Genomic DNA, 24,686 nt, shown 5'->3' on the forward strand with positions numbered 1-24,686 from the left:
TCTGTCTGCGGGGCATGCGCAAGCTCCCCTCGGCGGAAGGTCAACCCCCCAGATAGTGCAAAGTTCCTCTAGCTCACACTAACATGAATGTGAACAGGCTATATTGGCGGGAATCTGCCCTCTTGACTGTCCGGGAGCGGCAGCGGACCTTGCCGGTTATGCGCCGCTACCTGTTTCGCCGCCTCATCATATTACTGGCCAGCCTGTGGGTGGCAAGCGGAGTGATTTTTCTCCTCGTCGAAGGCGTGCCCGGTGATCCGGCAAGTTTCATGCTGGGCGTCAATGCCGCGCCCGATACTTTGGCGGCGCTGCGCGCGCAGATGGGGCTCGATCAACCCTTCGTGTGGCGCTACCTGCATTGGCTGGGCGGCATGCTGAGCGGCGATTTTGGCACCTCGTTTACCTATAAAACGCCGGTGGCCGGGCTGATCGCGGCGCGGCTGGCGGTGTCGCTACCGCTGGCGGGGATTGCGCTGTTTCTATCGGTGGCGCTGGCCGTGCCGATGGGGCTGCTCGCGGCGGCGCGACGCGGAAAAGTGAGCGATGGCGCAGTGATGGCAGGCACGCAGCTTGGCATTGCGGTGCCTAATTTCTGGTTCGCGATGCTGTTGGTGTTGTTGCTGGCGGTGCGCTGGCACTGGTTTCCGGCGGGTGGCTTTCCGGGCTGGTCCGATCCGCTGATGGCCCTGCGCGCGCTGACCTTGCCCGCGATTGCGCTGGCGCTACCGCAGGCAGCGATCCTGACGCGGGTTCTGCGCTCGGCGCTGATTGAGACCTTGGGGCAGGACTACATTCGCACCGCGCGCGCCAAGGGGCTAAGCCGCGCGCGCGCCCTGACCCGCCATGCGCTGCGCAACGCGCTGATCCCGGTGCTAACGATTCTGGGGCTGCAATTCTCGTTCCTGCTGGCAGGCGCGATCATCATCGAAAACGTATTCTATCTGCCCGGCCTTGGGCGGCTGATCTTTCAGGCGATCACGCAACGCGATCTGATCGTGGTCGAATCAGTGGTGATGGTGCTGGTCTTCGCCGTGATCATGGTGAACTTCCTCACCGATCTGGCCTATGCGGCGGTCGATCCCCGCTTGCGGAGGCGCACATGAAGCTGTCGCTGGTAATTGGCGGGGTTCTCAGCGCGGCGGCCCTGCTGGCCGCGCTGGTCTCGCTGGTCTGGACGCCCTATGACGTCGGCGCGCTCGACATTGCCCACAAGCTGCAAGGGCCGAGTGCCGCGCATTGGCTGGGCACCGATCATTTCGGGCGCGACATTGCCTCGATGCTGATGGCGGGGGCGCGCACCTCGCTGGCGGTCGCGCTGGTGGCGGTCACGATTGGCATGGGGTTGGGTGTGCCGCTGGGGCTGTGGGCGGCGGCGCGGCGTGGCTCGTGGATTGACGAGGGGATCATGCGCGCCAATGACCTGATCTTCGCCTTTCCCGCGCTGGTAATCGCGATCCTGATCACCGCCACTTTTGGCCCCTCGGCCACCAATGCAATCATCGCTATCGGCATCTTCAACATCCCCGTTTTCGCGCGGGTGACGCGGGCGGGCGCACTGAGCCTTTGGCAACTCGACTACATCCGCGCTGCGCAGGTCGCAGGTAAAAACCGTGCGCGGATCTCGGGTGAACATATTCTGCCCAACATCGCCAATCTGCTGATCGTTCAGGGCACGATCCAGTTCAGCCTTGGCATTCTGGCCGAGGCCGGGCTGTCCTATGTCGGGCTTGGCGCGCAGCCGCCCACCCCAAGCTGGGGGCGTATGCTGGCGGAGTCGCAAACGATGGTCGCGCTGGCGCCCCATGTCGCGATCATGCCGGGGCTGGCGATTGTGCTGACGGTGCTTGGCTTGAACCTGCTGGGCGACGGGCTGCGCGATGCGCTGGACCCAAGATTGCGGGGGCGGCTGGCATGACGCTTCTCAGCCTTGATCATCTGACTGTGCAGATCGGCAATCTCGCGATCCTGCGCGATGTGAGCCTGAAACTGGCGCGCGGGGAGATCCTTGGACTGGTGGGCGAAAGCGGGTCGGGCAAGTCGATGAGCGCGCTCGCCGTGATGGGCCTGCTGCCTGATCGCGCGCGGATTTCGGGCGATATTATCTTAGGCGGGGTGAACCTGCGCCACCGATCTGAACGCCAGATGTGCCAGCTACGCGGCAATGACATTTCGATGATCTTTCAGGAACCGATGAGCGCGCTCAACCCGATGATGAGTATCGGCGATCAGGTGGCCGAGACGCTGATGCTGCACCGCAAGATGCCGCGCAGCGAAGCCCGCGCCATCGCACGCGAGAAACTGGACCGGGTGGGGCTACGCGCGCCGCGCTTTCCGCTCTCGCTCTATCCGCATGAACTGTCGGGCGGGCAGCGCCAGCGGGTGGCGATTGCAATGGCGATTGCGCTGCACCCCAAGCTGCTGATCGCGGATGAGCCGACCACGGCGCTGGACGTCACGACGCAGGCCGAGGTGTTGGATCTGCTGCGCGATCTGGCGCGCGAAGAGGGCATGGCGCTGATCCTGATCACACATGATCTCGCGGTCGTGGCGGGCATGGCCGACCGGGTAGCAGTGATGCAAGCAGGCCAGATTGTGGAAACCGCGTCGACCGAGCCGCTGTTTCGCACACCACGCGCGCTTTACACACAAGCGCTGCTCGCCGCCTCGACCCATCAACCACCGCCTGCGCGCCGCGCAAGCGCCAAGCCGTTGCTACAGGTTGAAAACGCCACGCGCACATACCCCCTGCCCCGCCCCTCCGCCTTTGCACCCCATCCCGAATTGCGCGCCGTCGACGACGTGTCTTTCACCATCCATGCCGGGGAATCGCTGGGGTTGGTTGGTGAAAGCGGCTGTGGAAAATCCACCCTCACCCGCGCGATCCTTGGCCTTGATGCGCTGCAAGGCGGTGCGATTCATCTGGACGGCCACCCCATCAGCCCCGCGATACCCAGCGCCCAGCGCGCCAATATGCAGATCGTGTTTCAGGACCCTTACGGCTCGTTCAACCCCCGCCAAAGGGTCGAGCGGCTGATCTGCGAACCCTTTCACCTGACGGGTCGCCCCACTGATTGGCGCGACCGCGTAGCCGAGGCGCTGCGCGAGGTCGGTCTGTCACCGGATGACAAAACCCGCTTCATCCATGAGTTTTCCGGCGGCCAGCGACAGCGCATCGCAATTGCGCGCGCGCTGATCATTCGCCCCAAACTGATCGTGCTGGATGAGGCGGTTTCCGCGCTGGATGTGCAGGTGCGCGCTCAGGTGCTCGATCTGCTGAGCCATCTGCAAGCCACGCATGATCTGGCCTATCTGTTTATCTCGCATGACCTGTCGGTGGTGCGCGCCGTGACCTCGCGCTGCCTTGTGATGCAGGCGGGAAAAATCGTCGAAGAAGGGCCGACCGAGGCGCTCTTCACCGCCCCGCAAAACCCCTATACACAAAGTTTGATCGCTGCCACGCCGCGCATTCCCCAACATTGGAAGGAGCCTGCATGACCCTGCCCCTCTGGTTCGACCCGACCGAAATCCTGATCGGCGGAACATGGCAAAGCACCCCGCGCACCCTGCCCGTCGAAAACCCTTCCAATGGCGAAGAAATCGCGCAGATCGCACGCGGCGAGGCCCGCGATATCGACGCCGCCGTTAGCGCCGCGCAAGCCGCGTTAGAAGGCGAATGGGGCCAGTTGAGCGCCGCCGAGCGTGGCCGCCTGTTGCTGGCAATGTCGCGCCGCGTCACCGAGCGCGCGGTGGAACTGGCAACGCTTGAAGCGATGGACGTGGGCAAGCCGCTGGCCCAAGCGCGCGCCGATGTCACGGCACTGGCGCGTTATCTCGAATTTTATGGCGGTGCGGCCGACAAGGTGATGGGGCAAACGATCCCGTTCCAGCAGGGTTATACCGCTTACACCCTGCGCGAACCCCATGGCGTGACCGCCCATATCGTGCCGTGGAACTACCCGATGCAGATCATCGGGCGCTCGGTCGGGGCGGCGCTGGCGATGGGCAACGCGGCGGTGCTCAAACCTGCTGAGGAAGCCTCGTTGACGGCGCTGGCCTTCGCGCGCATCGCCGATGAGGTCGGCATGCCGCCCGGCGCGATCAACATCGTGCCCGGTCTTGGCGAAGAGGCAGGTGCGGCGCTCTCGGCCCATCCCGGCGTGAACCACATTTCCTTTACCGGATCGGTGGCCGTCGGACAAAAAATCCAAGAGGCGGCGGCAGCCAACGTCGTGCCGGTGACGCTGGAACTGGGCGGCAAATCCCCGCAACTTGTGTTTGGGGATGCCGATTTAGGCCGCGCGCTGCCATTTCTGGTCAATGCCGGTATTCAGAACGCCGGTCAGACCTGTTCAGCCAGTTCCCGCATTCTGGTGCAGCGCGCGATTTACGATGATGTTCTTGAGCAAATGGCCGCGCGCTATCGCGATCTGGTGGCTGGTCCTGCGATGGCGGACCGCGACCTCGGGCCGCTGATTTCCGCGCGCCAGAAAGAGATCGTCGCGGGCTATCTGCGCCTCGCTTCTGATCTGCCGATTGCCGCGCGCGGCCAGATCGCGCCCGATGCGCCTGAGGGCGGGCATTACGTCGCGCCCACGCTGATCGGCGGCGGCTTTGGCGCGCATCGCTTGGCGCAAGAGGAGATCTTTGGCCCCGCGCAGATCGTGATCCCGTTCGAGGATGAGGAAGAGGCCATCGCGATTGCCAACGGCACCGAATACGGGCTTGTCGCCTCGGTCTGGTCGGAGAATGGCGGGCGCACGATGCGGCTGGCGAAACGGTTGCGCGTCGGGCAGGTGTTTCTGAACAATTACGGCGCAGGTGGCGGGGTCGAGCTGCCCTTTGGCGGCGTCGGCAAGTCGGGTCATGGGCGCGAAAAGGGCTTTGAGGCGCTTTACGGATTTTCCGCGCTCAAGACGGTTGCGGCGTGGCACGGATAGGGATTTGATCGGGCAGACGAAGTGGGGGGGGAGACGGGATGAGACTTGAGGGGAAAACCGCGATCATAACCGGCGCGGCGTCAGGCTTTGGCGCAGGCATCGCACGCCGTTTCGCGCTTGAGGGCGCGCAGGTGATGGTCGCTGATCTGAACGGCGCGGCGGCGCAATCGGTCGCGGATGAAATCGGCGGGATCGCCTGTGAGGTCGATGTCAGCCGCGATGCCTCAGTCAAGGCGATGGTGCAGGCGGCGCAGGTCGCTTGGGGGCGCATCGACATTCTTGTGAACAACGCTGGCACCACCCATCTGCCCAAGCCGATGGACGAGGTCACCGAGGAAGAGTTTGACCGCGTGCTCGCGGTGAACGCGAAATCGGTTTACCTTGGCGCGCGTCATATCGTGCCGCTGATGAAATCGGCAGGAACTGGCGCAATCCTCAACGTCGCCTCGACCGCCGGGGTCAGCCCGCGCCCCAACCTGAGCTGGTATAATGCCTCGAAGGGCTGGATGATCACCGCGACCCGCGCGATGGCGGTGGAACTGGCCCCGATGGGCATCCGGGTGAACGCGATCAACCCGGTGGCAGGCGAGACGCCCTTGCTGAAAAGCTTTATGGGGCAGGATACGCCTGAAATTCGCGCGAAGTTTCTCGCGACAATCCCGCTGGGGCGATTTTCGACGCCCGAAGATATGGCGAATGCGGCCTTGTTTCTGTGCTCGGACGAGGCCAGCATGATCACCGGCGTCGCAATGGAAGTGGATGGCGGGCGCTGCATCTGACACCTGCGCGGGGGCCAGCCCCCGCACCCCCGGAGTATTTTGAGCTAGATGAAACAAGGGCCAAGAAATCTGATTACCGATGTGGAGGGTCTGCTTGTGGGCAATGCCCATGACGCAGGCTTGCGCTCGGGGGTGAGCGTGCTGACGGGAGCGCGCCCCTTTACGGCGGGGCTGCATGTGATGGGCGGCGCGCCGGGCACGCGCGAAAGCGATTTGCTGGCACCCGACCGGCTGGTGCAACAGGTCGATGCGCTGGTTCTTTCGGGCGGCTCGGCCTTTGGGCTGGCGGCCTGTGACGGGGTGATGGCGGGGCTACGTGCGCAGGGGCGCGGGTTCGCGGTGGGTGATCAAAGCGTGCCGATTGTGCCCGGCGCAATCTTGTTCGATTTGCTCAACGGCGGGAATAAGGCGTGGCAGGCGAACCCCTATCCGGCGCTGGGGCTGGAGGCGTTGAACGGGGCAAGCGACAGGTTTGCGATTGGCACGGCGGGCGCAGGGTTTGGCGCGATGACGGGCACGCTGAAGGGCGGGCTGGGATCGGCCTCGGCGGTGCTGTACAGCGGCTTGACGGTCGGCGCGCTGGTGGCGGTGAATGCGTTGGGATCGGTGAATGTGGGTGAAGGCGCGCAGTTCTGGGCCGCCCCTTGGGAGATGGATGCAGAGTTTGGCGGGCTGGGTGCGGCGCGCGCCTACGATCCGCATTTCGAACCCGAACCCGCCAAACGCGCGGGCGAGGCCACGACGATTGCCATCATCGCAACCGACGCGGCGCTGGATCAGGCGCAGCTGACGCGGATGGCCACGGCAGCGCATGACGGGATGGCGCGCGCGATCCATCCCTCGCACAGTTTGCTGGATGGCGATCTGGTGTTTGGCGCAGCGACCGGTGCCAAAGAGTTGACCGATCCGCTGCGCGACATCTTCCAGCTTGGCCATGCCGCCGCTTGCGTGCTTGCCCGCGCGATCGCGCGCGCCATCTATGAGGCCAAGGCGATGCCGGGCGATCTGCAGCCGTGCTGGCAGGATGTTTACGGAACACAAACGCGGGCTGCTCATTGAGCCTGCAAACAAGCACCGAAATTGCGGAGGACACTATGCTTGACGACAAAACTGACCTGAAATCGATCCTCAAAGATCCCTCGTTGCTGGTGAGCAAGGCCTTCGTGGCGGGCGAGTGGGTCGATGCTGATGACGGCACGACTTTTGACGTGACCAACCCAGCACGCGGTGATGTGATCTGCACCGTGCCCGATCTGGGGCGCGCCGAGACCGCGCGCGCCATTGAAGCGGCGCGGATCGCGATGAAAGCGTGGGCAGCGCGCACCGGCAAAGAGCGCGCGCAGGTGCTGCGCAAATGGTTCGATCTGATGATGGAAAATCAGGACGATCTGGGGGCGATCCTGACCGCGGAAATGGGCAAACCGCTGGTCGAGGCCAAGGGCGAGGTCGCCTATGGCGCGGGGTTCATCGAATGGTTTGGCGAAGAGGCCAAGCGCGTTTACGGCGAAACCATTCCCGGCCATATGCCCGACAAGCGCATCACCGTCATCAAGCAGCCGATTGGCGTTGTCGGCTCGATCACGCCGTGGAATTTCCCCAATGCGATGATCGCGCGCAAGGCGGGGCCTGCTCTGGCGGTGGGCTGCGGGTTTGTGTGCCGTCCGGCCTCGGAAACGCCGCTTTCGGCGCTGGCGATGGCGGTGCTGGGGGAACGCGCGGGCCTGCCCAAGGGGATATTGTCGGTCGTGACCTCAGGCAAAGCGTCTGACATCGGCAAAGAGTTCTGCGAGAACCCGACCGTGCGCAAGCTGACCTTCACCGGCTCGACCGAGGTCGGGCGCATCTTGCTGCGCCAAGCGGCGGATCAGGTGATGAAATGCTCGATGGAGCTGGGCGGCAATGCGCCGTTTATCGTGTTCGATGATGCCGATCTGGACGCGGCGGTGCAGGGCGCGATGGCCTCGAAATTTCGCAATAACGGCCAGACCTGCGTTTGCGCCAACCGGATTTATGTGCAGGCCGGGGTGTATGATGCGTTTGCCCAAAAACTTGCCGATGCGGTCGATGCACTGAAGGTGGGTGATGGGCTTGAGGATGGCACCGATGCCGGGCCGCTGATCAACGAAAAGGCGGTCGAAAAGGTGCAGGATCACATCAAGGATGTGGTGGATCACGGCGGTCAGGTCGTCACCGGCGGTGCGCGCCACTCCAAGGGCGGCACCTTCTTTGAGCCAACGGTTCTGACGGGCGTGACGCAGGATATGAAGGTCTCGACGGAAGAGACGTTTGGCCCCGTCGCTCCGCTGTTCAAATTCGACACCGAACAAGAGGCGATCGACAAGGCCAATGCCACGATCTTCGGTCTTGCGAGCTATTTCTACGCCCGTGATGTGGGACGTATCACACGCGTGCAGGAGGGGCTGGAATACGGGATTGTCGGCGTGAATACCGGCATCATCTCGACCGAGGTTGCGCCCTTTGGCGGGGTCAAGCAATCGGGGCTTGGCCGTGAAGGTTCGCATCACGGGATCGAGGATTACCTTGAAATGAAGTATATCTGCCTGTCGGTTTAACGCCGGAAATCAGGCACTGTCCCCGCATTGACCAAGGTCGGTGCGGGGCAGCGCCGCTCAGGCCGGGCGGCGGATCTCTGGCAGCGCTGCGGTAACCAGTGGATGCAGCGCCTGTTCTGGCGCGCCATCCAGAAATTGCGCGCGCATCGCTGGCGCCCAATTGGCATTGATATGATCGGCCACGGCGCGCGCCTGATCGCCCGGTTGGCTTTCAAAGAACATCGCGATCTGATTGGCCATATGACCGAGTTTCTCGGGGCTCATGATATGGCCTCCTGCGGTTGGGTGAATATGGCAAGGGTCCGCCCGGCCCTTGCGATCAGGGTCAGGCCAGCGGCCTCGGCCTCGGTTACTGCAAGGGCGGTGGGGGCAGAGGGACCAGCGATCATCGGGATGCCGTAGATCGCGGCCTTTTGCACCAGATCGACCGATAGCCGCGAGGTCATCACCAGCGCGCCACTTGCGCCTGCGATGCCAGCACGTGCGAGCGACCCGATCAACTTGTCCAGCGCATTATGGCGGCCTACATCCTCGCGCAGCGCCACGATTCCGCGACCGGGCTGCCAGAACGCGCTGGCATGGGCGGCGCGGGTTTCGTCTTGCAGCGGTTGATGATGGCGCAGGGCATCAATCGCTGCCTCGGCTTGCTGCGGCGTGATCTGCCACTGCGGCGCAGCGACACGCGGCAGGTTGCGCCGTGCCTGCTCGAGTTGCTCGATCCCGCAAAGCCCGCAGCCGACCGGGCCAATCGTGGCGCGCCTGCGCTGCGCAAACCGCGCACCGGCGGGGGCGGCAAGCCAGCTGCGCAACTCGATCCCGGCTTCTTGATGGGCGATCTCATGGCGGGTGATTTCGGCGGGCGTTTCAATCAACCCCTCGCTCAGCGCAAAGCCCAAGGCGAAATCCTCAAGATCGCCGGGCGAGGCCATCATCACCGCCTGCGCGACCCCGTCATAAACAAGCGCAACCGGCACTTCCTGCGCCAGTTGCACCCGCCCGCCACCGGGCAAAGCCCAATCGCTTATGCTCATTGCGCGGGCTCGATCTGGCGCGTCAATTCGCTTTGCGCCTCGTAAAGCTCCTGCCAGTCAGACGGGCCGTTTGACAGCGCCACCTGCACCGCCGTGACCTTGTATTCGGGGCAGTTCGTGGCCCAGTCGGAATTGTCGGTGGTCACCACATTGGCCTGCGTATCGGGGTGGTGAAAGGTCGTGTAGACCACACCGGGCGAGACCCGATCCGTCAGCGTCACGCGCAAGGACGTCTCGCCTGCACGCGAGGCCAGACGCACCCAATTCCCATCCGAAATACCGCGCGTTTCCGCATCATGAGGGTGCATTTCCAGCAGATCCTCGCCATGCCAGACCGAGTTTTCCGTACGCCGGGTCTGCGCACCCACGTTATACTGCGACAAGATCCGCCCCGTCGTCAGCAGCAACGGGAAGCGCGGTCCGGTGCGTTCATCTGTGGCAACATAGGCGGTGCGCATAAAGTGCCCCTTGCCGCGCACGAACCCGTCGATATGCATCACCGGAGAGCCCTCCGGATGGGCCTCGTTACAAGGCCATTGGATCGAGCCTTGTGCGTCAAGCAAATCATAGGTGACGCCTGCAAAACTGGGTGTGGTGCGCGCGATTTCGGCCATGATTTCAGACGGGTGCGTGTAGTTCCAATCTGCGCCCAGCGCATTTGCCAGTGCCTGCGTCGCCTCCCAATCGGCCAAACCCGCCTTGGGGGCCATCACGCGACGCACCGGGTTGATCCGGCGCTCGGCATTGGTGAAGGTGCCGTCCTTTTCCAGAAAGGTCGAGCCCGGCAAAAACACATGCGCATAGCGCGCGGTCTCGTTGAGAAACAGGTCATGCACGATCACGCAATCCATCGCGGCCAGCCCGGCCGCGACGTGGCGCGTATCGGGATCGGATTGCAAGATATCCTCGCCCTGAATGTAGAGCGCCTTGAATTGGCCCGACACCGCCGCGTCCAGCATATTGGGGATGCGCAAGCCCGGTTCGGGATCAAGCGTGGTGTTCCACTCGGCCTCAAACATCGCACGCGCGCTGTCATCGGACACATGGCGATAGCCCGGCAATTCATGCGGGAAGCTGCCCATATCGCAGCTGCCCTGCACGTTGTTCTGGCCGCGCAACGGGTTCACGCCCACGCCGGGACGCCCGATATTGCCCGTCATCATCGCAAGGTTGGCAATCGCGATCACGGTGGTCGAGCCTTGGGAATGTTCCGTCACACCCAGCCCGTAATAGATCGCCCCGTTGGGCGCGCTGGCATAGGTGCGCGCAGCTTGGCGCAGGGTTTCAGCGGGCACGCCGGTCAATTCGGCCACCGCCTCGGGGGAATGGGCGGGATCGGCGGCGAATTCGGCGTAATCAGCCCATTCATCCCAATCGCAACGGCTGCGGATAAAACCTTCGTCAAACAGCCCTTCGGTCACGATCACATGCGCCAGCGCGGTCAGCACCGCAACATTCGTGCCCGGACGCAGCGGCAGATGCAGCCCCTCGCCCATGTGCGCGGTTTCCAGCAAGTCGATCCGGCGCGGATCCACGACGATAAGCGAGGCCCCCTGACGCATCCGCTTGCGCAGGCGCGAGGCAAAGACCGGGTGGCCATCGGTCGGGTTTGCGCCGATCACCACGGCGCAATCCACCTGCTCGACGCTATCGAAATCCTGCGTGCCTGCCGAGGTGCCAAAGGTCTGTTTCAGCCCGTAGCCGGTGGGCGAATGACAGACCCGCGCGCAGGTGTCGGTGTTGTTCGTGCTCATCACCGCGCGCGCGAGTTTTTGCACGAGGAAGGTTTCCTCATTGGTGCAGCGCGACGAGGTAATGACGCCAGCCGCATCCTTGCCGTGATCGGCCTGCGCCTTGCGGATGCCTTTGGCGGCGAACGCCAGCGCCTCGTCCCAGCTCACTTCGCGCCAAGGGTCGGTGATGGCGTCGCGGATCATCGGATTCAAGATCCGGTCGCCGTGATTGGCATAGCCCCAGGCAAAGCGCCCCTTCACGCAAGAGTGGCCACGGTTCGCCTTGCCCTCTTTCCACGGCACCATGCGCACCAATTGATCGCCGCGCATCTGTGCCTCAAAGCTACACCCTACGCCGCAATAGGCGCAGGTCGTCACCACCGCGTGCTCGGGAATGCCGATGTCCTCGACGGTTTTCTCCTGCAAGGTGGCGGTCGGGCAGGCCTGCACGCAAGCGCCGCAACTAACGCAATCGGAGTTCAGGAAATCATCCGTGCCGGTTGAGATACGCGCATCAAAGCCGCGCCCCTCGACAGTCAGCGCGAACGTGCCTTGCACCTCTTCGCAGGCCCGCACGCAGCGCATGCAGACGATGCATTTCGCCGGGTCATAGGAAAAATACGGATTAGAGACGTCCTTGGCGATATAAAGCGGGTTCTCGACCTCGGCGGCACGGGTTTCGAAATGGTTTTCGCCCTTGGCATAGCGCACATCGCGCAGCCCCACCGCACCCGCCATATCCTGCAATTCGCAATCGCCATTGGCCGCGCAGGTCAGGCAATCGAGCGGATGATCCGAGATATACAGCTCCATCACGCCACGGCGCAAACGGCCAAGCTGATCGGTCTGGGTCTTGACCACCATACCCTCGCGCACCGGGGTCGTGCAGGAGGCCGGCGTGCCGCGCATTCCCTCGATCTCGACCACGCAAAGCCGACACGAGCCGTAGGCGTCCAGCATGTCGGTGGCGCACAGCTTGGGCACGCTGATTCCGGCCTCGGCAGCGGCGCGCATCACGCTGGTGCCTTCGGGGACGGTGATATTCATGCCGTCGATGGTCAGGCAAACGGGCGCACCAGTTTTCGCGGGTGTGCCCTTGTCTTTGGATGGGATGATAAAGTCCTTCATTCCGCAGCCTCCCGCACCGGGGTGAATTCATCAGGGAACAACCGGATCGCCGAGCGCACGGGATACGGCGTAAAGCCCCCCATCGCGCAAAGCGATCCCTTTTCCATAATCTCGCACAGATCCTGCAACAAAGCGATTGCTTGCTCGTCCCCCGCCGCGATCCGGTCCAGCGTTTCCATGCCCCGCACGGCGCCGATCCGGCAGGGCGTGCATTTCCCGCAGCTTTCAATCGCGCAGAATTCCATCGCGTAACGGGCGAGCGCCAGCATGTCGGCGCTTTCGTCATGCACAACGAAGCCAGCATGACCAACCAAGCCGCCCTGCTCGGCAAAGGCCTCGTAGCAGACGGGCAGATCGAAATCCTCGTCGCTGTGATAGGCGCCCAAAGGCCCGCCCACCTGCACCGCCTTAAAGGGCCGCCCCGAGGCCGTGCCGCCGCCGATATCATTGACCAACTCGCCCAAGGTCAGGCCGAAGCCGGTTTCAAACAGCCCGCCATGGGCGACATTGCCCGCGATCTGGATCGGGATCGTGCCGCGTGACCGCCCAAGGCCATAGTCGGCATAAGCCGGCCCGCCATGCGCCATGATCCATGGCACAGCGGCCAGCGACAGCACGTTATTCATCACGGTGGGTTTGCCAAATGCGCCTTCAAGCGCTGGCAAAGGCGGCTTGGCGCGCACCATGCCGCGCTTGCCTTCAAGCGAGTTCAGCAGCGACGTTTCCTCGCCGCAAATATAGGCCCCCGCACCCACGCGCACCTCAAGGTCAAAACGCGGTCCCTGCCCCAGCAGCGCAGGCCCGATGATGTTCGCGTCACGGGCATTGGCAATCGCGCCCTCGAACACACGGATCGCATCCGGATATTCCGAGCGGATATAGACAAAGCCCTTGGTCGCGCCCACCGCCAGCGCGGCAATCGCCATGCCTTCGATCAGGCAGAACGGGTCGCCCTCCATCAACATGCGATCCGCGAACGAGCCGCTATCGCCCTCATCGGCATTGCACACGATGTATTTCTGCGCGGCGTCTGCGTCAGCAACGGTTTTCCATTTGATCCCGGTCGGGAACCCCGCGCCGCCGCGACCGCGCAGGCCCGAAGCGGTGATTTCCTCGATCGTGGCACTCCCGCCGATCTCAAGCGCACGCCGCAGCCCCTGCCAGCCCTCAGCCGCCTCGTAGTCGGCCAGAGACAGCGGGTCGCTGCGCCCGCAGCGGGCGAAGGTCAGCCGCGACTGGCGCGCAAAAAACGGGATCTCCTCAACCGGGCCAAGCGCCTTGGGATGGGTGCCATCCTCGAACAGGGCGGGCACGTCTTCGGGGGTCATCGGACCAAAGCCGTGGCGCGCCCCGTCCACCTCAATCTCGACCAGCGGCTCCAGCCAGACCATGCCGCGCGTGCCGTTGCGAATGATCGTAACCTCGCGCCCGCGCAGCCCCGCTGCCGAGGCAATCGCCGCCGCCACCTCATCGGCCCCGCAAGCTTTGGCTGCTGCATCGCCGGGAACCCAGATCTTCATGCCGTCACCTCCGCGACCAGCGCTTCAAGACGCGCGGCACTTGCGCGCCCGATCAACTGCCCGTCGACTTGCGCAGCCGGACCACAGGCGCACAGGCCCAGACAATAGACCGCCTCCAGCGTGATATCGCCCTTGGTTTCGCCAAGTTTCATCCCCAAAGCCGCCTCGAGCCGCGCGATCAAATCGCTGCCGCCCATCGACTGGCAGGCCTCGGCACGGCAGAGCTTGATCACGTGGCGCCCAGCGGGTTGCGCGCGGAAGTCATGGTAAAACGAGACCACCCCCGCGACTTCAGCCCGACCAAGGCGCAACGCATCGGCGATCGGCTGATAGACATCCTCGGGCACATGGCCGAACGCCGCCTGCACGTCATGCAAAATGGGCAGCAAAGCCCCCTCGCGCCCGCGATGCACCGCAAGGATTTCGGCCAGCCTGTCATTCGTGTTCATAACGTCCTCCCACGCCCATAGTGCAGCGAGCTTGCCCCACCTGACAAGTCACGGATCTGACAATCGCGAACAGGCGCGGTCCGGATGCGTCATTTGCCGCGCCTGCGCTTGCACGGGCGGGGGGGAGCCTCTACATCCCTAGACATGAAATTGATCCAACGCCTCCCCTTCGTCAAGAAACCGCCCTTCGTCGCCTTGCTGCGGCTGCAAGGCGCGATTGGAATGTCACGGCCCGGCGCGCCCGGCCTGTCCGATGCCGCGATGGCCCCGCTGATCGAGCGGGCTTTCGCGCGCGGCAAACCCGCTGCGGTGGCGCTGCTGATCAATTCGCCCGGCGGCTCGCCGGTGCAATCGGCGCTGATCGCAAGCCGCATTCGTCGGCTGGCCGAGGAAAAGAACATCCCCGTGCATGCCTTTGTCGAGGATGTGGCCGCCTCAGGTGGCTATTGGCTGGCCTGCGCGGCCGATCATATCTGGGCCGATCCGACCTCGGTTGTCGGGTCTATCGGGGTGATTTCAGCCGGGTTCGGACTGGATCAGTTCATCGGCAAATACGGGATCGAGCGGCGCGTGCATACGGCGGGTGGCTCGAAAAGTTTCATGGACCCGTTCCGCCCCGAAAAAGAAGAAGATGTCGCGCGTCTGAAACGGCTGCTTGAAGATATGCATGTCAGTTTCACCGAATATGTGCGCACGCGGCGCGGGGCGAAGTTGGCAAGTGATCGCGACCTGTTCACCGGCGATATATGGACCGGGCGGCAAGCCTTGGCCGAGGAAACCGGGCTGATCGACGGGATTGCGCATGCGGTGCCCAAGCTCGAGGAACTGTATGGCGACAAAATTCGCCTGCTCGATTACGCGCCCAAACGCTCGATCTTTCGCCGCTTTGGCGCGCAGCTTGGGGCTGAGATCGGGATGGGTGCGTCCGGCGCGCTGATCGACACGGCTGAGGAGCGCGCGTTGTGGGCGCGCTACGGGCTGTAATCGCATGTTAATCAAGGGCATGACCCTGTTTCTCGTCGTGATGGCGGTGCTGGCAATGTTTGGCAAGCTGCGCATTCCCGGCTCCAAAACCGCGCGAAAACTGTCGGGGCGCTGCCCTGACTGCGGTCGCCCGAAAATTGGCCGCGCGCCCTGCCCGTGCAAAAAAGGACGGCGCGGATGATCTGGGATTTTGGCTATATCGCGGTCGGGCTCGTCCTGCTCGTCGTTGCTGGCGATTTGCTGGTCAAAGGCGCGGTGGCCTTGTCGCTGCGCTTTGGTATTCCGGCGCTGATCGTGGGTCTGACCGTTGTGGCCTTTGGCACGTCTGCGCCCGAGTTGATGGTGTCGGTCGCGGCGGTGCTTGATCACGCGCCAACGCTGGCGCTGGGCAATGTGGTCGGCTCGAATATCGCCAATATCCTGCTGGTGCTGGGCTTGCCCGCGATCATCTCGGCCATTCGCACCGATGAACAGGACATGCGCGAAAGCTTTATCCTGATGATCGGGGCGACGGTGTTGTTCATGATCGTGGCCTATCTTGGCCCGATCCGCTGGCCGCAGGCGCTGGTGCTGCTGGCGGGCCTGGGGCTGATCCTGTTTCGCCAGATCTGCGAGGCCTTGGCCCATCGCGCCAATCGCACCCCCGATGACGAGATCACCTCGGTTGACCCACACACGCCGGGCTGGCGGATTGCATTGTTGCTGCTGGCCGGGCTTGTCGGACTGCCGATCGGCGCGGATTTGCTGGTGGATGGCGCAAGCGATATCGCCTCGGCAATGGGCGTTTCGGATGCGGTGATCGGTCTGACGCTGGTGGCGTTGGGCACATCTTTGCCCGAGCTGGCGACCTCAATCACAGCCGCCACCAAGGGGCGCTCTGATGTGGCGCTGGGCAATGTCGTTGGGTCCAACATTTTTAACCTGCTCTGCATTATCGGGGTGGCGGGGATGTTTGGCGCAATCCCGGTGCCCGCGCAGATGCTGCATTTCGACTTTTGGGTGATGCTGGGCGCGTCACTTTTGCTGATCCCGTTTATCTTTCGCAAACGCGCGATTGGACGTTGGGTGGGCGTGGCATTCACGCTGATCTATCTGGTCTATGTCGTAGCACTCTTGATTGGGGGGCGGGTATGAAGCGGGCTTTGGTAACAGGCGGGGCCAAGCGGCTGGGTCGTGCGATGGCGCTGTACCTGGCGGCACGCGGCGTTGACGTGGCGATCCATTATCACGGCTCGGATACCGAGGCCGAGGCCACGGCGGATGAGGCCCGCGCCAAGGGCGTGCGCGCCGCAATACTGCAGGCCGATTTGCTGGATGAGGGCGCAACCGCCGATCTGGTCGCACGCGCGGCGCAGGCGCTGGACGGGCCGCTTGATGTGCTGATCAACAACGCCTCGATCTTTGAATATGACACGTTGAAATCGGCAAGTCGCGAAAGCTGGGACCGTCACTTTGACTCCAATCTGCGCGCGCCTTTTGTTCTGATGCAGCATTTCGCAGCCCAAGCCCCGCGGGCTGAAACAGTCGAGGGTGAACCGAGCGCGCGCGCCATGGTGCTGAATATGCTCGATCAACGGGTGCGCAAACTGACGCCCGAATTCATGACCTACACGCTGGCCAAGATGGGGCTGTGGACGCTGACCCAAACGGGCGCGCAGGCGCTGGCCCCCGATATCCGCGTCAATGCGATTGGCCCCGGCCCGACCCTGCAAGGCGCGCGCCAATCGACCGAGCATTTCAGAAAACAGCGTGCCGCCACGATCCTGGAGCGCGGCGCAAACCCCGATGATATCTGCGCCGCTTTGGGCTATTTCATGGATGCACCCGCCGTCACAGGGCAGCTTCTTTGTGTCGATGGCGGGCAACATCTGGGGTGGAAAACGCCCGATGTTCTCGGCCCGGAATAGAATGAGTTGGGGCGACGCAACGTCAAGTTGTGCACCGCTCTCAGTCTCGTTACGAATCCGTTACAAAAGTCCTAATTTTTTCAACACCTTGCAGGATGTTCAAAAAGTTTCCTTTTGTTTTCAATCCTCTAACTATGTGCCTCTTTATTGTGCAAATCAGTTTTCTGCCAAGACTCCAAGGCAGAATCCCCGCTCAAAGGAATTTGCCAACAGTGTTATCCACAGAAATGGTGGACATGTTTATCCTTGATCACATTCACGTAAGGTTGCAGCCAAAGCAGAGAATCAAAACCGAGATATGACCGAGACTGACGACACCCCAGAGAATGCCCAGCCCCCCGCCGCGACACGCCCCGCGCATGGGATGACGGGGCATGCGCTGATCGCGGATTATCTGCGTCGGCTCGATGGTTCGCCCGGCGTTTACCGGATGCTGAATGCCAAGGGCGAGATCCTCTATGTCGGCAAAGCGCGCAATCTCAAGGCGCGGGTGTCGAACTATGCGCGCCCCTCTGGGCATAGCGCGCGGATCGCGCGGATGATCCGCGAAACCGCCTCGATGATGTTTCTCACGACGCGCACCGAGACCGAGGCGCTGCTGCTGGAACAGAACCTCATCAAACAGCTCAAGCCGCGCTACAACGTGCTGGCGCGTGATGACAAGAGCTTTCCCAATATTCTGATCGCGACCGATCACCCCTATCCGATGATCAAAAAGCATCGCGGCGCGCGCAAGGAGAAGGGTCATTATTTCGGCCCCTTCGCAAGTGCTGGCGCGGTCAATCGCACGCTCAACCATCTGGAGCGGGTGTTTTTGCTGCGCAACTGTTCAGATTCGATGTTTGAAAGCCGCACCCGGCCTTGCCTGCAATATCAGATCAAGCGCTGTTCGGGGCCGTGCGTGGGCAAGATTTCCGAGGCCGCGTATGGCGCGCTGGTCGATGACGCCAAGCGGTTCCTTGAGGGGAAATCGACCACGATCCAGCGCGAGTTGGCCGAGCAGATGCAGGCTGCTTCCGAGGAGATGGAGTTCGAGCGCGCCGCCGCTTTGCGCGACCGGATCAAGGCGCTGACCAATGTGCAGCAAAGTCAGGGGATCAACCCGCGCACCGTGCCCGAGGCCGATGTGATCGCGCTGCATAGTGAGGGCGGACAGGCCTGCGTGCAGGTGTTTTTCATCCGCGGCAACCAAAGCTGGGGCAATCACGATTTCTACCCGCGCACAGGCTCGGGCGCCGAGGCCCCCGAGATCCTGCAAGCCTTTATCGCACAGTTTTACACCCACCGCCCGCCGCCGCGCCTGTTGCTGCTGTCTCATCCGGTCGAGGATGAAGCGTTGCTGGCCGATTTTCTGTCCGAACGCGCCGAGCGCCGCGTCGAGATCGCCGTGCCGCAGCGGGGCGAAAAGGCCGAGCTGGTGGAAAACGCCGCGCGCAATGCCCGCGAAAGTCTGGGCCGGAAGATGTCGGAAAGTGCCGCGCAGGCAAAACTGCTGACAGGTGTGGCCGAGGCGTTCGGCCTGTCCTCCCCGCCCGCGCGCATCGAGGTCTATGACAACTCGCATATTCAGGGCGCGCATGCCGTAGGCGGTATGATCGTGGCAGGGCCGGACGGTTTCATCAAAAGCCAGTATCGCAAGTTCAACATCAAGGGCACCGATCTGACGCCGGGCGATGATTTCGGCATGATGAAAGAGGTTCTGACCCGCCGCTTCACGCGCCTTTTGAAGGAAGACCCCGAACGCAAATCCGATGCCTGGCCCGATCTGTTGCTGATTGATGGCGGCGCGGGGCAGGTCTCGGCGGTGCATGAGATCATGGTCGAAATGGGCGTGACCGACATTGCGATGGTGGGTGTTGCCAAGGGGATCGACCGCGATCACGGCAAGGAAGAATTCCACCGCATCGGTCAGCGCCCCTTTGCTTTGCCGCGTCAAAGCCCGGTTTTGTATTACATCCAGCGCCTGCGCGACGAGGCCCACCGCTGGGCGATTGGCACGCATCGCGCCAAACGCGCCAAGGCGGTGATGGCGAACCCGCTCGATGAAATCCCCGGCATCGGGGCTGCGCGCAAACGTGCGCTGTTGCAGCATTTCGGATCGGCCAAGGCGGTTAGCCGCGCCGCCCCGATTGACCTGATGGAGGTCGAGGGGATATCGGAGGCGATGGCCGAGACGATCCATAACTTCTTCAACGAAAAGGGCTAGGCGATGAATGATCACAGCCCGCGCCCGCGCGCCCTTTCGCGCGTTGATGATCTTGAGGCGGCGGGGCTGACCGCGCCCGAAGCACGCACCGATCTGCAAGCCGTGGCCGCAGAGTTCCGCATTCGCCTCACGCCCGAGATGCGCACGGCCATCGCAACCCCTACCGATCCGGTGGCCGCGCAATTCGTGCCCAGCGTGGCCGAATTGGTGACCCGCCCCGAGGAACTGGTCGATCCGATTGGCGATGACGCGCATTCCCCGGTGGCGGGGCTGACGCATCGCTACCCCGACCGGGTGATCTTGCACATCACCAAGACCTGCGATGTCTATTGTCGGTTTTGTTTTCGCCGCGAAACGGTGGGCGAGACCGGACCGTTGCCACAAGATCAGCTAGATGCCGCGCTGGACTATATCGCGGCAACTCCGGCGGTGCGCGAGGTGATCCTGACGGGTGGCGATCCGCTGACGCTGTCGCAGCGGCGCCTGACCGAGGTGCTGACCCGGCTTGGCGCGATTGCGCATGTCGATCAGATCCGTCTGCACACCCGCGTGCCGGTTGTCGCGCCCGAACGCATCACGCCCGATCTGTGCCAGGCCCTGCGCGCCGCGCGTCCGGCTGTTTGGGTCGTGCTGCATACCAACCACGCGCAAGAACTGACGCCCAATGCCCGGCCCGCGATTGCGCGGCTAGTGGATCACGGTATTCCGATGCTCTCGCAAACCGTGTTGCTTGCTGGGATCAATGACGATGCCGACAGCCTTGAGGGGCTGATGCGCGCGCTGACATCCCTGCGCGTCAAACCTTATTACCTGCATCATTGCGATCTGGCGCGGGGCACCTCGCATTTTCGCACCACGATTGCCAAGGGCCGCGCGTTGATGGCCGAGCTGCGCCGCCGCGTCTCGGGGACGATGGTGCCGACATACGTTCTCGACATCCCCGGCGGGCATGGCAAAGTGGCGATCAATGCCGATCACGTTGCGCCCAGCCCGACGCCGGGCCACTGGCGTATCACCGACCGTCTGGGCAATATCCATGATTACGCAGACCCCGTGCCTGAGACGCGGTGACGCGCCCTCTTTCGCTTTGCCCACCGCCCCGCTAGGTTGCCCGATATGAAATGGAACATCCCCAATATCCTGACTGTGCTCAGACTTCTGGCTGCCCCCGGCGTGGCGCTGATGTTTTTGTATTTCCATCGCCCTTGGGCGGACTGGTTTGCGCTGGCGCTGTTTGTCGGGGCCGCGGTCACCGATTGGTTTGACGGCTATCTGGCGCGGTTGTGGAAGCAGGAAAGCAAGTTTGGCGCGATGCTCGACCCGATTGCCGATAAGGTGATGGTGGTGATCGCGCTGGTCGTTCTGACGGGTTATTCGGGGATGAACCCGTGGCTGATCCTGCCTGCGACGGTGATCTTGTTTCGTGAGGTATTCGTGTCTGGCCTGCGCGAGTTTCTGGGCGCGGATGCGGGGCGTTTGCGCGTCACCAAGCTGGCCAAGTGGAAAACCACGGCGCAGATGGTGGCTATTGCGGTGCTGTTTCTTGGCACCGGATTGGCCTATCTCGAACAGGGCCGCGCGCCGCGCGCAGGCGAGGGCGACATTCCGATGGGGGCCAGTCTGGCCGATATCGCAACCCATATCGGGCTAGTGCTGATCTGGATCGCAGCGATTTTGACGGCGATCACCGGCTGGGATTATTTCCGCAAGGCGCTGCCCTATCTGAAGGATCCGGATGATGGTTGACGTGCTTTATTTTGCGTGGGTGCGCGAACGCATCGGCCTGCCGCGCGAGCAGATCGAGACGCAGGCGGCCACGGTGAATGATCTGGTGGCAGAACTGCGCGCGCGCGAGCCACGATATGAGGCGGCCTTTGCCGATCTCACCGCCCTGCGTGTGGCACTGGATCAGGAGCTCGCGACCTTTGACAGCCCGCTTGCCGACGTGCGCGAGGTTGCCTTTTTCCCGCCGATGACGGGAGGCTAAGATGAAAGTCTCGGTCCAGCCCGAGCCCTTTGATCTGGGCGCTGAACTGGCAGGCTTTGGCGCTGGCCGGTCCGATGTCGGCGCGGTGGTCAGCTTTACCGGCGTGGTGCGTGATGACAGCGGCGCCATGGAGGCGCTGGAGCTGGAACACTACCCCGGCATGACGCAGCGCGCGATTGCCCAGATTGTCGATCAGGCCGTGACACGCTGGGATTTGGCGGATGTGATCGTGATCCACCGCCACGGGCGGCTGGGCATTGGCGAGCAGATCATGATGGTCGCCACCGCCGCACGCCACCGGGCTGCCGCGTTCGAGGCCGCCGAGTTCCTGATGGATTACCTCAAATCCCGCGCTCCGTTCTGGAAGAAAGAGCACGGGCGCGATGGCACGTCTTGGGTCGTGGCAAAAGACGAAGATGAAGACGCCTTGAAACGCTGGTGATCAGCGCATCAGCAGCATCGGACCCAACGGACGACCGGCCAGAATGTGCAGATGATAATGGGGCACTTCCTGCACGCCATCCTCGCCCGCATTGGTGATCGCGCGAAACCCTGCGCCCCCCTCCCCCGGCTCGGCACCGATCATCTTGCAGATCTGCCCGGCGGTGCGGGTGAAATCGAGGATCTCGGCGTCCGAAGCCGCATTGCAGAAGTGATCGAAGGTCACATACGGCCCTTTCGGGATCACCAGCACATGCTCGGGGGCCTTGGGCGAGATGTCGCGAAAGGCCAACGTGTGCTCGGTTTCAAGCACGGTATTGTTCGGGATCTCGCCACGCAAAATCTTGGCGAAAATATTCTGATCGTCATAGGCGTAAGCCATCGCGCCGCTCCTCAGTCTTTGAACAGGTATTCGATTTGTGCCAACTCTTGCGCCAGCTCGAATGAGATGTCGAGCGTCTGAACCAGCGCGCGAGTGTTATCTTCAAGCGAGCCATCCTCGCGCATCAGGGCGAAATGCTCAAACTCAGCGTCGCGCAGACGTTCGCTTTCAAAGGCCATATCGGCGCGGATTGTGGGCAACACCTGCTCCAGCACCTGAGGCGGTGTTGTCTGTCCGGCCAGCCCGACGCGGCGGGCATGTCCTGCAAGATAATCATCGCTGAACGCGCATTCGATTTCCAGCAGCCGCGTCTCGCATTTATCAGCGGCAAAATCGCGGATCACGTCGAACGCCGCCGGATCAAGGCAGATCAGCATCCGGTCCGTTCTCGCATGTTCAAACAGCATCCGCATCAGCGCGCGACGATGGCGATTGCGCTTTTCCTTGGTCTTTTCGATACCCCCGAGGTCGGGCAATTCGCCCATCTCGTCAAAGATATATTCCATCGCCGTGACCTCGTGGCGTTTGCGCAGCTCGGCCACCAAGCGCTTGGCAACATGCCATTTTTTGCACGTCACAATGATCAAGGTGCGTTCACGCCCCAGCGTCGATTCCGTTTCCCAGAAACGCGGGGCAAACCGGCGCCCTTCACGCCCGCGCCCGGTCAAGAACGCATGCAACGCGCGCCCTTCGTTCGAGATTGCGAATCCGGTATCGTCCTGCGTCCAAAGCGCCCCGAGCCGCGCCTTGAGATCACTGGCCTCGGCGCTGATTTTGCGCGCGAACAGATAGTCCTGCGACAGCAGCAAGTCGTAGTGATCATTGTAGAAATGCGCCGGCATCCCGTAATCGGTGAACATCAAAAACGTCAGCGTGCGGGTGCGAATTTCGGATTCAGGGACCACATGGCGCACGATGGTCTGGAAAAACGTCTCATCAGGAATCCAGCTCGTGCGGAAGAACTTCATCACATCGGGGCGGGTGCGCGTAAAATCGAGCACCCATTCGATCGTGCGACGCCGCAGGCACCACCATTGCGAGCCGATCATCATCTGGATATCGGCGGGCACCTCACGTGCCAGGCCAAAGCGTTTTTGCAAATTGTAGCTGGCGTAGAATCGCTTGGGTTGTGTGCGCTCGTTAAAGTAGTGACGATAGATCAGCCGGTCTTCCTTCATCCCGGTCTTGATCCAGCCCGAGGTGAAGAAATCGAAACTCTCGATGTAATCCGCCTCTTCGGCGTCGAGAAAATCATGGGCATATTTCGCCGTCTTGATCTGCATGCAATCGCCTGAAAGCATGTAGAAATGGGTGGCGCGCGGGAAGTCCTCGACCGCGGCTTTCACCGCCTCTAGCGTGGCGGCCACAAGGCTCCACTCGCCCCACCCGCATTTCAACCGTTTGCGCGCGAATGTGACGTTAGGATTGGGATCAAGCGCCGCGTGCAGCTTGCGAAAATCAGCCGGAGCCGCGCTGGCATCGAAGTGGATCGACACGAAATCGCCCGCCGCCGTCAACCGCTCGGCTTGCGCGATAAGGCCTTCGGGGTCTTTATGCGTTAGCAAGATGAAGGCGATTCGGGCCATGCGGGAAACGATGCCGTGTTTATTGCGCTAATTATCTGCCTTGTTAGCGTCAATTGACGTTGAAAAGACAGTGCTTCTTTGATCTTTAAGGCATATTTATTGCGTCTTGGCTAAGATGACCATGATGGACGCATGCGGAGGATTGTTTATGGGGTTTCCGGGAACCTGGATGACAGAAAGCGAAAGCATGGTGTACCGCGTGGTGCCCAAATGCGCTTGCTCCTCCATTGGTCAGATCATGTTCTACAGCGATCACGGGCGCTTCTTTGACGGCGATATCCACGACTCGACTGACGGCCTGCATAAGTGGGCGCAAGACAACAGCCAAAAGCTGATCACGGCGAATGTGAAATCCCATAAAAGCTATGCGTTTACCTGTGTGCGTAACCCCTATGGGCGCATCCTGTCGTCCTTCTTCGACAAGATCGCGGGCATTCAGCGCAACGGCAAACGCTATCGCGGCAATCTGGTGCCCAAGCTGGTGCAAAATTACGGGATTGAGGTTGGCTCACCCGAGGATGAGTTTGATTTCGACCAGATCGCCTCGTTCCGCCGCTTCTTGCTGTTTGCGCGCGACACCATTCGCTGGCGCCGCCCGATGGAGCCTGACATTCACTGGTCGGCCATGTCGGGCCATGTCTCGACATTCATCGTCAATGGCGGGCGCTACAACAACATCTTCTTTACCGAGAAATTCGACGAGGGCATGCAAAGCGTGCTGGATGACATCGAAACGCCGGTCAAAATCGACCTGAAAAAAGTGCCGCGCTTCAACGAATCCGAGGGGCATGGCCCCAAGCGCGCCCACAAGATTAGTGAGTATTTTGACGATCTCTCGCGTCATCTGGTCTGGGAAATCTACAAGAAGGATTTCCAGCTTTTCCAGTATGATTTCGACGATCCCGACAACAAAATGCCAATCGGTGAGATCGATCTCGACGAGGTTCACGCGAAACTCGGCGACTGATCTGCGTAAGGGCGCTTGTCGCCATCCGGGCGCGCTCTACTTGGGGCGGGTCTTTCCCTCCAGACTGTGGAGCCCT

The 24,686-nt window shown here is 62.3% G+C and carries 24 protein-coding genes; 17 read left to right on the forward strand and 7 right to left on the reverse strand.

Features of this window, described 5'->3' with window-relative positions:
* Nucleotides 1–158 precede the first annotated feature (158 nt).
* The 7 genes from DT23_RS15390 to DT23_RS15420 are packed head-to-tail and all read left to right on the forward strand — an operon-like array spanning nucleotide 159 to nucleotide 8,289.
* Nucleotides 159–1,103, forward strand: a complete 945-nt coding sequence (locus DT23_RS15390) for an ABC transporter permease (RefSeq protein WP_038132632.1) — start codon at nucleotides 159–161, stop codon at nucleotides 1,101–1,103.
* On the forward strand, nucleotides 1,100–1,915 hold the full coding sequence (locus DT23_RS15395; RefSeq protein ID WP_038132633.1) for an ABC transporter permease: 816 nt from the start codon (nucleotides 1,100–1,102) through the stop codon (nucleotides 1,913–1,915). The genes DT23_RS15390 and DT23_RS15395 overlap by 4 nt, the downstream gene beginning before the upstream one ends.
* On the forward strand, nucleotides 1,912–3,495 hold the full coding sequence (locus DT23_RS15400; RefSeq protein ID WP_038132635.1) for an ABC transporter ATP-binding protein: 1,584 nt from the start codon (nucleotides 1,912–1,914) through the stop codon (nucleotides 3,493–3,495). Before DT23_RS15395 ends, DT23_RS15400 begins: the two co-directional genes overlap by 4 nt.
* Entirely contained in the window at nucleotides 3,492–4,937 is a 1,446-nt protein-coding gene (locus tag DT23_RS15405; RefSeq protein WP_038132637.1) for an aldehyde dehydrogenase family protein, read from the forward strand. Before DT23_RS15400 ends, DT23_RS15405 begins: the two co-directional genes overlap by 4 nt.
* 38 nt (nucleotides 4,938–4,975) lie before the next feature.
* Nucleotides 4,976–5,716: an SDR family oxidoreductase gene (locus DT23_RS15410; protein ID WP_038132639.1), complete on the forward strand. Its 741-nt coding sequence runs from the start codon at nucleotides 4,976–4,978 to the stop codon at nucleotides 5,714–5,716.
* Between the two features lie 48 nt (nucleotides 5,717–5,764).
* Nucleotides 5,765–6,775, forward strand: a complete 1,011-nt coding sequence (locus DT23_RS15415; RefSeq protein WP_038132642.1) for a P1 family peptidase — start codon at nucleotides 5,765–5,767, stop codon at nucleotides 6,773–6,775.
* 35 nt (nucleotides 6,776–6,810) lie between these two features.
* Nucleotides 6,811–8,289 (forward strand): NAD-dependent succinate-semialdehyde dehydrogenase, encoded by a 1,479-nt coding sequence (locus DT23_RS15420; RefSeq protein ID WP_038132644.1) that lies wholly within the window; start codon nucleotides 6,811–6,813, stop codon nucleotides 8,287–8,289.
* A gap of 57 nt (nucleotides 8,290–8,346) precedes the next feature.
* Here the strand turns inward: DT23_RS15420 and DT23_RS15425 are convergent, their stop codons facing one another.
* The 5 genes from DT23_RS15425 to DT23_RS15445 are packed head-to-tail and all read right to left on the reverse strand — an operon-like array spanning nucleotide 8,347 to nucleotide 14,150.
* Nucleotides 8,347–8,553, reverse strand: coding sequence for a formate dehydrogenase subunit delta (locus tag DT23_RS15425; protein ID WP_038132645.1), 207 nt, complete (start codon nucleotides 8,551–8,553; stop codon nucleotides 8,347–8,349).
* Complete coding sequence (gene fdhD, locus DT23_RS15430; RefSeq protein ID WP_038132646.1) at nucleotides 8,550–9,320, reverse strand: formate dehydrogenase accessory sulfurtransferase FdhD; 771 nt, start codon at nucleotides 9,318–9,320, stop codon at nucleotides 8,550–8,552. The genes DT23_RS15425 and fdhD overlap by 4 nt, the downstream gene beginning before the upstream one ends.
* Entirely contained in the window at nucleotides 9,317–12,181 is a 2,865-nt protein-coding gene (gene fdhF, locus DT23_RS15435; RefSeq protein WP_038132648.1) for a formate dehydrogenase subunit alpha, read from the reverse strand. The genes fdhD and fdhF overlap by 4 nt, the downstream gene beginning before the upstream one ends.
* Complete coding sequence (locus DT23_RS15440; protein WP_038132650.1) at nucleotides 12,178–13,701, reverse strand: formate dehydrogenase beta subunit; 1,524 nt, start codon at nucleotides 13,699–13,701, stop codon at nucleotides 12,178–12,180. The genes fdhF and DT23_RS15440 overlap by 4 nt, the downstream gene beginning before the upstream one ends.
* The gene (locus DT23_RS15445; protein WP_038132652.1) at nucleotides 13,698–14,150 is read right to left on the reverse strand and encodes a formate dehydrogenase subunit gamma; all 453 of its coding nucleotides are present in this window, start codon (nucleotides 14,148–14,150) and stop codon (nucleotides 13,698–13,700) included. Before DT23_RS15445 ends, DT23_RS15440 begins: the two co-directional genes overlap by 4 nt.
* 144 nt (nucleotides 14,151–14,294) lie before the next feature.
* On the opposite strand from DT23_RS15445, the gene DT23_RS15450 reads away from it, so the two are divergent.
* The 9 genes from DT23_RS15450 (at nucleotide 14,295) to DT23_RS15495 (ending at nucleotide 21,676) form a co-directional block, all read left to right on the forward strand.
* The gene (locus tag DT23_RS15450) at nucleotides 14,295–15,134 is read left to right on the forward strand and encodes a S49 family peptidase (RefSeq protein WP_038132653.1); all 840 of its coding nucleotides are present in this window, start codon (nucleotides 14,295–14,297) and stop codon (nucleotides 15,132–15,134) included.
* Between the two features lie 4 nt (nucleotides 15,135–15,138).
* Nucleotides 15,139–15,315 (forward strand): hypothetical protein, encoded by a 177-nt coding sequence (locus tag DT23_RS19830; protein WP_038132654.1) that lies wholly within the window; start codon nucleotides 15,139–15,141, stop codon nucleotides 15,313–15,315.
* Nucleotides 15,312–16,268 carry a calcium/sodium antiporter gene (locus DT23_RS15460; RefSeq protein WP_038132655.1) on the forward strand — a complete coding sequence of 319 codons (957 nt, stop codon included), beginning with the start codon at nucleotides 15,312–15,314 and terminating at the stop codon, nucleotides 16,266–16,268. Before DT23_RS19830 ends, DT23_RS15460 begins: the two co-directional genes overlap by 4 nt.
* On the forward strand, nucleotides 16,265–17,041 hold the full coding sequence (locus DT23_RS15465) for an SDR family oxidoreductase (protein WP_038132656.1): 777 nt from the start codon (nucleotides 16,265–16,267) through the stop codon (nucleotides 17,039–17,041). The genes DT23_RS15460 and DT23_RS15465 overlap by 4 nt, the downstream gene beginning before the upstream one ends.
* Nucleotides 17,042–17,405: 364 nt before the next feature.
* Nucleotides 17,406–19,247 (forward strand): excinuclease ABC subunit UvrC, encoded by a 1,842-nt coding sequence (gene uvrC / locus DT23_RS15475; RefSeq protein ID WP_038132756.1) that lies wholly within the window; start codon nucleotides 17,406–17,408, stop codon nucleotides 19,245–19,247.
* Nucleotides 19,248–19,250: 3 nt separating this feature from the next.
* Complete coding sequence (locus DT23_RS15480) at nucleotides 19,251–20,318, forward strand: lysine-2,3-aminomutase-like protein (protein WP_038132658.1); 1,068 nt, start codon at nucleotides 19,251–19,253, stop codon at nucleotides 20,316–20,318.
* 45 nt (nucleotides 20,319–20,363) lie between these two features.
* Nucleotides 20,364–20,993, forward strand: a complete 630-nt coding sequence (pgsA, locus tag DT23_RS15485; protein ID WP_038132659.1) for a CDP-diacylglycerol--glycerol-3-phosphate 3-phosphatidyltransferase — start codon at nucleotides 20,364–20,366, stop codon at nucleotides 20,991–20,993.
* On the forward strand, nucleotides 20,986–21,234 hold the full coding sequence (gene moaD, locus DT23_RS15490) for a molybdopterin converting factor subunit 1 (protein ID WP_038132758.1): 249 nt from the start codon (nucleotides 20,986–20,988) through the stop codon (nucleotides 21,232–21,234). The genes pgsA and moaD overlap by 8 nt, the downstream gene beginning before the upstream one ends.
* 1 nt (nucleotide 21,235) lies before the next feature.
* Nucleotides 21,236–21,676 (forward strand): molybdenum cofactor biosynthesis protein MoaE, encoded by a 441-nt coding sequence (locus tag DT23_RS15495; RefSeq protein ID WP_038132660.1) that lies wholly within the window; start codon nucleotides 21,236–21,238, stop codon nucleotides 21,674–21,676.
* Here DT23_RS15495 and DT23_RS15500 read toward each other — a convergent pair whose 3' ends face one another.
* Together DT23_RS15500 and DT23_RS15505 are read right to left on the reverse strand one after the other, a co-directional pair.
* Nucleotides 21,677–22,057: an HIT domain-containing protein gene (locus tag DT23_RS15500; RefSeq protein WP_038132661.1), complete on the reverse strand. Its 381-nt coding sequence runs from the start codon at nucleotides 22,055–22,057 to the stop codon at nucleotides 21,677–21,679. It lies immediately after the preceding gene.
* 11 nt (nucleotides 22,058–22,068) lie between these two features.
* On the reverse strand, nucleotides 22,069–23,643 hold the full coding sequence (locus tag DT23_RS15505) for a DUF5928 domain-containing protein (RefSeq protein ID WP_038132665.1): 1,575 nt from the start codon (nucleotides 23,641–23,643) through the stop codon (nucleotides 22,069–22,071).
* 148 nt (nucleotides 23,644–23,791) lie between these two features.
* Between DT23_RS15505 and DT23_RS15510 the strand changes: the two genes are divergently transcribed.
* Nucleotides 23,792–24,610: a sulfotransferase family protein gene (locus DT23_RS15510; protein ID WP_038132667.1), complete on the forward strand. Its 819-nt coding sequence runs from the start codon at nucleotides 23,792–23,794 to the stop codon at nucleotides 24,608–24,610.
* Nucleotides 24,611–24,686 lie beyond the last annotated feature (76 nt).

It is taken from the genome of Thioclava indica (genome assembly GCF_000714545.1).
GTDB lineage: Bacteria > Pseudomonadota > Alphaproteobacteria > Rhodobacterales > Rhodobacteraceae > Thioclava > Thioclava indica.